Origin of the sequence: Nocardia farcinica, assembly GCF_029867845.1 — a bacterium.
GTDB lineage: Bacteria > Actinomycetota > Actinomycetes > Mycobacteriales > Mycobacteriaceae > Nocardia > Nocardia farcinica_A.
The window spans coordinates 1-7,851 of sequence record NZ_JARWRU010000778.1 but is presented as its reverse complement, the minus strand read 5'-3'; the positions used below and the strand labels follow the sequence as shown (position 1 = coordinate 7,851).

Annotated in this window: 7 protein-coding genes and 1 pseudogene; 7 read left to right on the top strand and 1 reads right to left on the bottom strand. The window is 71.9% G+C overall.

From position 1 onward, the window contains the following. The 6 genes and pseudogenes from QH283_RS17085 to QH283_RS17060 all read left to right on the top strand — a co-directional run. Window positions 1–651 (top strand): annotated as a pseudogene (locus QH283_RS17085) (hypothetical protein); the annotation flags it as partial. 10 nt (window positions 652–661) lie between these two features. Next, window positions 662–1,783, top strand: a complete 1,122-nt coding sequence (locus tag QH283_RS17080; protein ID WP_280503984.1) for an aromatic ring-hydroxylating dioxygenase subunit alpha — start codon at window positions 662–664, stop codon at window positions 1,781–1,783. Next, window positions 1,780–2,472: a hypothetical protein gene (locus tag QH283_RS17075; protein WP_280503983.1), complete on the top strand. Its 693-nt coding sequence runs from the start codon at window positions 1,780–1,782 to the stop codon at window positions 2,470–2,472. The genes QH283_RS17080 and QH283_RS17075 overlap by 4 nt, the downstream gene beginning before the upstream one ends. Then, a complete protein-coding gene (locus QH283_RS17070) occupies window positions 2,469–3,386 on the top strand; it encodes a hypothetical protein (RefSeq protein WP_280503982.1) in 918 nt (305 codons plus the stop codon). Before QH283_RS17075 ends, QH283_RS17070 begins: the two co-directional genes overlap by 4 nt. Before the next feature lie 24 nt (window positions 3,387–3,410). Continuing rightward, window positions 3,411–4,154, top strand: a complete 744-nt coding sequence (locus tag QH283_RS17065) for a maleate cis-trans isomerase family protein (protein ID WP_280503981.1) — start codon at window positions 3,411–3,413, stop codon at window positions 4,152–4,154. A gap of 14 nt (window positions 4,155–4,168) precedes the next feature. After that, window positions 4,169–5,578 (top strand): FAD-dependent oxidoreductase, encoded by a 1,410-nt coding sequence (locus QH283_RS17060; protein ID WP_280503980.1) that lies wholly within the window; start codon window positions 4,169–4,171, stop codon window positions 5,576–5,578. Here QH283_RS17060 and QH283_RS17055 read toward each other — a convergent pair. After that, entirely contained in the window at window positions 5,568–6,386 is an 819-nt protein-coding gene (locus QH283_RS17055) for an NAD(P)-binding domain-containing protein (RefSeq protein WP_280503979.1), read from the bottom strand. The two genes, QH283_RS17060 and QH283_RS17055, sit on opposite strands and share 11 nt — an antisense overlap. Before the next feature lie 180 nt (window positions 6,387–6,566). On the opposite strand from QH283_RS17055, the gene QH283_RS17050 reads away from it, so the two are divergent. After that, entirely contained in the window at window positions 6,567–7,604 is a 1,038-nt protein-coding gene (locus QH283_RS17050) for a hypothetical protein (RefSeq protein ID WP_280503978.1), read from the top strand. The last annotated feature ends 247 nt before the right edge of the window (window positions 7,605–7,851 follow it).

The following is a 7,851-nucleotide window of genomic DNA, read 5'->3' as shown; positions in this document are numbered from 1 at the left end:
GGCCCCACCTGCCCCACCCTCGGCGCGGTCATCGACGCGCTCGCAGGCCTGAACACGGCGGGACCGCTGGCCCGCGCGCTCGATCTCGGCCGCATCGGCCTCGGCGGGCACTCGGCGGGCGGCACCGTCGTCCTCCAGTCGGCGCGCTTCTTCCCCGGTGTCGGCGCGGTCTTCGCCTGGGGCGCGCACACTCTGGTCGCCACCATGCTCGGCTGGGAACCGGGCACCGTGCTCCCGGCCCAGGTGGACTGTCCGGTGCTGCTGGGGGTCGGCACCGACGACGGCGTCATCGCGGGCAGTGCCGACCGCTACGGCGAGGACGGCGCGCCACGACGCGACCCGGTCACCCGGACCTTCGAGGAGGCGCTGCCCGGCACCGGGCACCTGCTCGCGATCGTGCCGGGCGCCAACCACTTCGGCATCGCCGACGCCGACCCCACCGCGGCCCGAGCCTTCCTCGACGGCCAGGCCGAGACCGACGCGCTCGGCCCGTTCGCCGAATTGACCACGCTGTTCCTGCGCGCCCACCTCACCGGCTCGGCGCAGGCACGAGACGAACTGCGCGCCCGCGCCGCGGTGGCCGTCGCCGCACCCCCGTCCCCCGGCACCGGCGCCCTGCGGGACGGCCCCACAGTCCTGCACCACCGATAGGAGCTCGTCCATGTTGAAGAACTTCTGGTACGCATTGGAGTTCGCCGACCGCGTCACCCGTGAACCGGCCCGCGTCACCTGCCTCGGACAGGACTTCGTCCTCTACCGCGACCAGGCCGGGAAGGCGGTGTGCATGTCGGATCTGTGCATCCACCGCGGCGGCTCGCTGGCCCAGGGCACGGTGAGCGGCGACCGCATCACCTGCCCCTACCACGGCTGGCAGTTCAACCCGGACGGCGTGTGCGCCAGGATTCCCGCCAACGCCGACGGCCGCTCCATCCCGCGCAAGGCCAGAGTGGACGCCTACCCCACCGAGGAGCGCTACGGCATGGTGTGGGCATTCCTCGGCGATCTGCCCGAGGACGAGCGCCCGCCCATCCCGCACATCCCCCAGCACGAGGACCGGTCCTTCCGCATGGTGCAGGTGGAGATGGAGATGGACGCCAACTACGAGCGGGTCTTCGAGAACGCCTGCGACGCCTCGCACACCCCGTTCGTGCACGGCACCGCCTTCGGCAACCCGGACAAGCCACAGATCCCCGAGTTCGAGATCCGCTCCGACGACTGGTCCGCCGAAGCCGACATCCCGATGAGCCCGCCACCGCCGAAGGGCCTGTGGGGCTGGCTGTACAAACGCAGGCCGCGCCCGGACCACGTGCTGGTCACCAACGGCTGGTACCTGCCCAACGTGGTCAAGCTGCACGTGCGGCTGTCCATCGGCGAGATGATCCTTTACGACTTCAACATCCCGGTCTCCGAGGACAAGACGCTGATCAAGATTCTCGGCTACCGCAACTTCTTCACCGGCGCCTGGGCCGATGCCAACGCCCGCAAGCGCATCGAGCGCATCCTGTTGCAGGACCGCCCGGTGGTGGAGGCGCAGCGGCCGGAACTGCTGCCCTTCGACCTGGCCGACGAGCTGCACGTGCGCAGCGACGGTTTGCAGGTCGCCTACCGGCGCAGGCGCAAGCAACTGATCAAGGACGGCTGGTGGGTCGGCGAGGACGACACCATCACCGTCAACGGCCTGCGCCGCAACGCCACCGTCATCGCCTCGCCCGTCCGGCGCGAGAATCCCGAATTGGCCAGTGCCTGGGTGCACAAGGCCCGCAACGGAAGTCTGCCGCAATGAGTCTGCCCGTCGCGCTCAACGAGCGCATCCTCGCCACCCTGTCCGACGCCCTCGGCGCCGAGCTCACCGAGGACGTCCCCCTGACCAGCCCGATGTCGCCGGAACCGGTGGGCAGCCTGAAGGTGCTGCGCGGCGGCCCGATCGACAAGATCGTGTCCGTCTCGCTGGTCGTGCCGATGATCGGCCTCGACAGCCACATGATCTTCGCGTTCACCCCGGCCGGGTCGGCGATCCCGCACTTCACCCTCGACGCGGTCGCCACCCCGGACTTCCACGCCATGCACCTGGACCTGATCCCGCGCGCCGACCTGGCCGTGCATCTGGACTACCTCGACGAGGCGTTCGTCCCGCTCACACCCCTGCTCGAGACGGCGTGGACGATCGACGGCCTCGCGCCCGCCGAGATCAAGCCGCGTCAGCGCGCCCTCATGTCGCCCTGGATGCTGGTCTGCCGGGCCACGCCGGAGGCCTTCAAGGCGCTCGACGACACCGTCGACGGCTATCTCTCGCACTGGCTCGCCCTGATCGACGCGGGCGTGCGCGCGACGGTCGAGGCCGACCTGCCCGGCCGCGACCGCGCCAATCGCGCGCTGGTGTTCGATCCACGGGTGGATCCGGTGTGGGAGCAGGTGACCCGGCTGATCGGAGCCGAGCAGGCCGAGCGGGTGCGCGGGGAGCTGCTGGCATGAGCACCGCGGTCGAACCGTCCGCGTGGCAGCAGCGCATCGCGGGCGAATGGGTCGGCCGGCCGTCGCTGTTCGACGCCGAGGGCGTCTGGCAGGGCTTCGAGGACATCCGCCGCTCGTCGGTCTTCGACGGCGGCGTCACCACCTACCACATGGACGGCGGCATCCAGGGCAGCGGCGCACTGGCCGCCCGGTTCGCCCTGGCCGCGCCGTTCGCGTTCGGGGTGGTCGACTCCGACGCCGACCGGATCTACACCGGCCCGGACTTCTTCGGCTCCGGCCAGCCCTACGGCGGGTTCGTCGACGCCCACTACTACGGTCCCGGCTGGCAGGTGGCTCTGAACACCTGGAACCAGACCATCGGCGACACCCAGGTGTACTCCTCGGTGCTGCGCCAGGGCCCGGCCATGGTCGGGGTCTTCAACGGCCTCTACACGCGGGTTCCCGACCTCGTCGAGGACCATCTCGCCCACGAGACGCGCTGCGGCACGGTCGCTTTCCTGCTGCCGAGCAAGGAGCGCAGCCGCTATCGCGGCGACTGCGAGCTGTGGGGCGCCGATCAGCGCAGGGCGGGCACGGTGCGGATGGAGCTGGCGGTCGAGCCGGTGAACCTGCTGACCGCCGCGCACACCGTCACCTGGTCGGGCGCGGCCGAGCTGCGCTACCTGACCAGCGCGCGCCGTGACGGGGCCCGGCTGTTCTACGAGGGCCCCGACGGCTGGGGCAACGCCACCGCCTACGGCCGCGCCAACTACCCGACCGTGCATCTCGGCGACGGCAGACGGCTGCTCGGACGGGAGTTCATGGTCGACGCCGAGCCCGGGATGGGGGCGGGCGGCCGGCTCGCGGTGGTCTACCAGGTGTTCGAGCACAACCGGCTGGCGGCGGTGCTGCACGGCGTGCTCGAGCGGGCCTGACCGGCCCGAGGAGAGGAGAATTCCGTGCCCGACGTACTGGGCTGGCGCCGCAAGTTCGGCGTGCTGGCGCCTTCCACGAACACCGTGGTCGAACCCGATTTCGCCCGGATGGGCGTGCCTGGGGTGACCGCGCACTTCGGCCGCATCCACATCCGCGACCAGAACATGGGCGACGACGAGGGCATGGGCAGGCTGCTCGAGCAGATCCGCGCCGAGCTGGCCGCCACCTGCGAGCGCGTCATGACCTGCGAGCCGGACTACATGGTCATGGGCATGTCCGCGGAGACCTTCTGGGAGGGGGTGGAGGGCAACAAGCGCTTCGTCGAGCAGATCCGCGCTCTGACCGGGCTGGAGGTCGCCACGGGCGCCGAGGCGTGCCGCCGCGCCCTCCAGCTGTACGGCGCGCGCCGGATCGGCGTGGTCACCCCCTACCAACCGGTGGGCGACGCCAATGTGATCCGCTTCTTCGGCGAACTCGGCTTCGAGGTCGCCGCGATCAAGGGCCTGCGCTGCCCGACGGCGGTGTCCATCGCCCAGGTCACCGAGGACACCCTGCGCGCGGCGATCCTCGAGGTCGACGGCCCGGAGATCGACGCCGTCGTCCAGTGCGGCACCAACCTGTCCATGGTCCGCCTGGCCGACGAGGCCGAGCGCTGGCTGGGCAAACCGGTCATCGCCATCAATGCCGCGACCTGGTGGATGGCGCTGCGCGACAGCGGCATCGCCGACCGCGTCGAGGGTGCGGGCAGCCTGCTGCGGGACCACTGACCGTGGGCGGCACGGTGCACGATGGCGCCGCCGATGTTCTGGTGGTCGGCGCGGGCCCTGGCGGACTGGCGTGCGCCATCAGCGCCGCCGAGGGCGGCGCGCGAGTGCTGTTGCTGGACAAGGCCGACGACATCGGCGGCGCGCTGCCCTATTCCGGCGGGCACCTGTCGGCGGGCGGCTTCTCCGCGCAGCGGGCGGCCGGGATCGAGGACTCGGTGGCGGCGCACTGGGCGGACGTGCGGCGCATCAGCCGCGGCGCCGGGCGCGAGGATCTGACGCTGCTCTCGCTGCGCGAGCAGCCCGCCACAGTGGAATGGCTGCTGGCGGCGGGCTTCGAGATCGACCCGGCGACACCGCGGATCGTGCACGGCCACGAGCAGTACCGCACGCCGCGCACCGTGCACGCGAAGCAGACGCCGGGCGGGCCGGAGATCCTGCGGGTGTTGCGCACGCTGCTGGAGCCGCACGTGGCCGCCGGTGCGGTGCGGGTGGCGTGTGGAGTCAGGGTGACCTCGCTGCTGTCCGAGGGCGGCGCGGTGACCGGGGCCGAGGATGCCACGGGCAGGCGATGGCACGCCCCCGCCGTGGTCCTGGCCACCGGCGGATTCGGTTACGACCCCGAGTTGTTCGCCGAACTGGAGGGCGCGCCGCTCACCACGTCGGCCGCGCCCACGTCGACCGGTGACGGTCTGCGCATGGGCGTTGCGGTCGGTGCCGGGTTGCAGGGCCTCGGCCGGTACATCCCCACCTTCGGCGGTCTGCCACCCGAAGGCGACGATCTGCGGGTGGACTGGCTGCACCGGCCCCATCTGGTCGCCCCGGAGCGCCCGCCCTGGGAGATCTACGTCGACCGCCGCGGCGCGCGCTGGGTCGCCGAGGACGAGCCGAGCATCGATCGCAAGGAGCGCGCCCTCACCGGCATCGACCGGATGACCTTCTGGATGATCTTCGACGCCCGCGCGCTGCGCGCCTCACAACCGATGGTGCACGGCTGGACGCCGGAGGATCTCGACGCCGCGTGCGGGGCGCGGCGCGGGGTGCACCGCGCCGATTCCCTGCCGGAGCTGGCGCGGCTGGCCGGGATCGACGCGGCGGGCCTGACCGCGACGGTGGCGCGCTACAACGAGTTCGTCGCCCAGGCGGCCGACCCGGACTTCGGGCGTACCCACCTGCCGGCGCCGATCGCCGACGGCCCGTTCTACGCCGTCGAGAACCATCCGGTCACCCTCATCACCTTTGCCGGGCTCGACGTGGACGACCGGCTGCGGGTGCGCCGCCCCGACGGCACGGTCGTCGATGGGTTGTACGCCGTGGGCGAGGTCATCGGCTCGGCGGCGGTGAACGGCAACGCCTTCTGCTCGGGCATGTGCCTGACCCCGGCCATGGCGTTCGGCCGGATCCTCGGCCGGGCGCTCAGTGGCTGAACGCGAACCCCTCGCCGCGCAGTCGTGCCGAGCTGATCGGCACGGTCGGCGTCTTGATCTCGCCGCGGAAGGTCAGCGGCGGCAGGCCGAGCTGCGCGCAGATCTCCCCGAACGCCCGCGCGTTGGTGGGCGGCACCTCGGCGTCGGGGACGGCGTTGTAGAGGCCGGACAGCCCGCGCTCCACCACGAAGGCCAGCGCGGCGGCGGCATCACGGTAATCGATGCGGTAGAGCAGGGATTCGGCCGAGAACGGGACGGACCCGCCGAGGATCTCGTGCGCCATCTTCACCCGCGCGGGGTAGTCGATGTCGCGCGGGTGGCCGTACACGTCGGGGATGCGCAGCGCGGCGCCGCGGGGCGCGGCGAGGACGGCCGCTTCGGCGGCGGCGAACTCGCGGGGCGAGGCGTCGTCGTCCTCGGTCACCGGCGTGGTCTCGGTGATGACGTCCCCTGTTCCGGCTCCGTAGACGGAGATGGAGCCGGTGAACACCACGCGCGGATGCAGGGCGGCGGCGGTGCGGGCCGAGGCGGTCAGGGTGTCGGCGTACTCGGCCACGCGCGCGGCGGCGTCGTAGGACCGAGCGATCCGCGGCGAGACGGTCAGCACCACGGCGTCGGCGCCGTCCACGGTCCGGGCGACGGCGTCCCGGTCGCTGCCGCGCAGCACCGCGACCTCGGTACAGACCGCGCCGAGCTCGGCCACCCGATCCGGCGAGGTGGTGGTGCCGACCACCTGGTGACCCGCGCTCGTCCAGCGCCGCGCCAGCTCCATGCCGACGTTGCCGCAGCCGATGATCACGTAACGCATGGACAGCCCTCGTTCCACTCGGTTGGGAAACAGCGTTTCCACTCTGACGCATCCCGGCGCTCACCGCCACTCGTCGCAGACTTCCCATTGACAGCGCGGGCGCGGTGGCCGCTAATGAGCCCAAGAGAAACACCATTCCACCCAGGGAAACGGTGTGCGATTGCCCCGCGGGAGCACACGATGAGTATTCGCCTACCGTCCCTGATGGCGTCCGCCACACCGAGACTCGCCGCACTCAGGACCACCGCGCTCAGGACCACCGCGCTCGGAACAACGGCGCTCACGACAGCGGTGCTCACAGCGGCGGCCCTGTTCGCACCGGCCGTGACCCGGGCGGAGCCGATCACGCGGGTGGACTCGACCGTCGACATCCCCTGCCGCGGCGCGGTGCAGCACCGGAACGCGTCCTGGCACATTCCGGCGGGCGAACCCGAGGGCCTGGTCTGGTTGCAACACGGCTGCGCCCGCACCGAGGCCCATGTCGCCGATCTGGCGGCCCGCCTCGCCGAGGCGGGCCACCTGGTGTTCACCCCGGGCCTGCCGTTCCTGGATCCGAACGGCTGCACGCTTCAGAACCTCACGGGCAACCGGGATTTCCTGGGCGGCGTGGCGGCCCTGCTGGCCGAAGCCACCGACCCGGCGGGCGCACTGGCCACGAGCCTGCGCGCGGCGCTCGCCGAGGCGGGCCGCACGCCGACCGCGCCGCCCGCGCCGATGGTCTTCCTCGGCCATTCGGCGGGCGCGGAGGCCGTCACCTACGTCGCCCACCGGTTGTCCGCCGAGCACCCCGGCGCATGGACGAATCTGCGCGGCCTGATCCTGCTCGATCCGGTGAAGTCGTTCGTGGACAACAACACCGACGCCGCACTCGCCGCACTCGACCACACCGAGCTGCCGATATGGACGATCGCGGCCGCGCCCTCGTGGTGCAACAGCTTCGGCGACGGCCTCACGGCCGTGCGCACGCACCTGCACCGCCCCTTCCTCGGGGTGCGCCTGCCCGGCGGCACGCACGTCGACGCCGAGGGCGCGAGCGCCGATGTCGCGGGCTCCCTGCTCTGCGGCACGCCACGGCAGACGGAGGTGTCCACACTGGCCACCCTGGCGGTCGGCTGGGCCGAGGACTGCCTCGCGGGCACCACCACCGCGCGCCTGTATCCCGACGCCGCCGGACGCCTGGACGCGGCGCCAGGAGCCCAAGTGCTGCAACCGATCTGAGCTCCCGAGCCGGTCGGCGCGGCGGTCCGAGCAGCGCCGCTCGCCCCGCACACGGCGAGAAACGATCGTGTTTCCAGTGGTTTTCACGCCTTGACACCGTCGCTTCGCCACCGATTCAATACCCCGTATGAGAAACTACGTTTCTCATAGCGAAACACCGACTGGAGGCCAGGTGTCCGAGCAATCCGCCGTCGCACACTCCCCCGGTCCGGCCGCGCCGGAATCCGCCCCCGGCACCCCGCGCGCG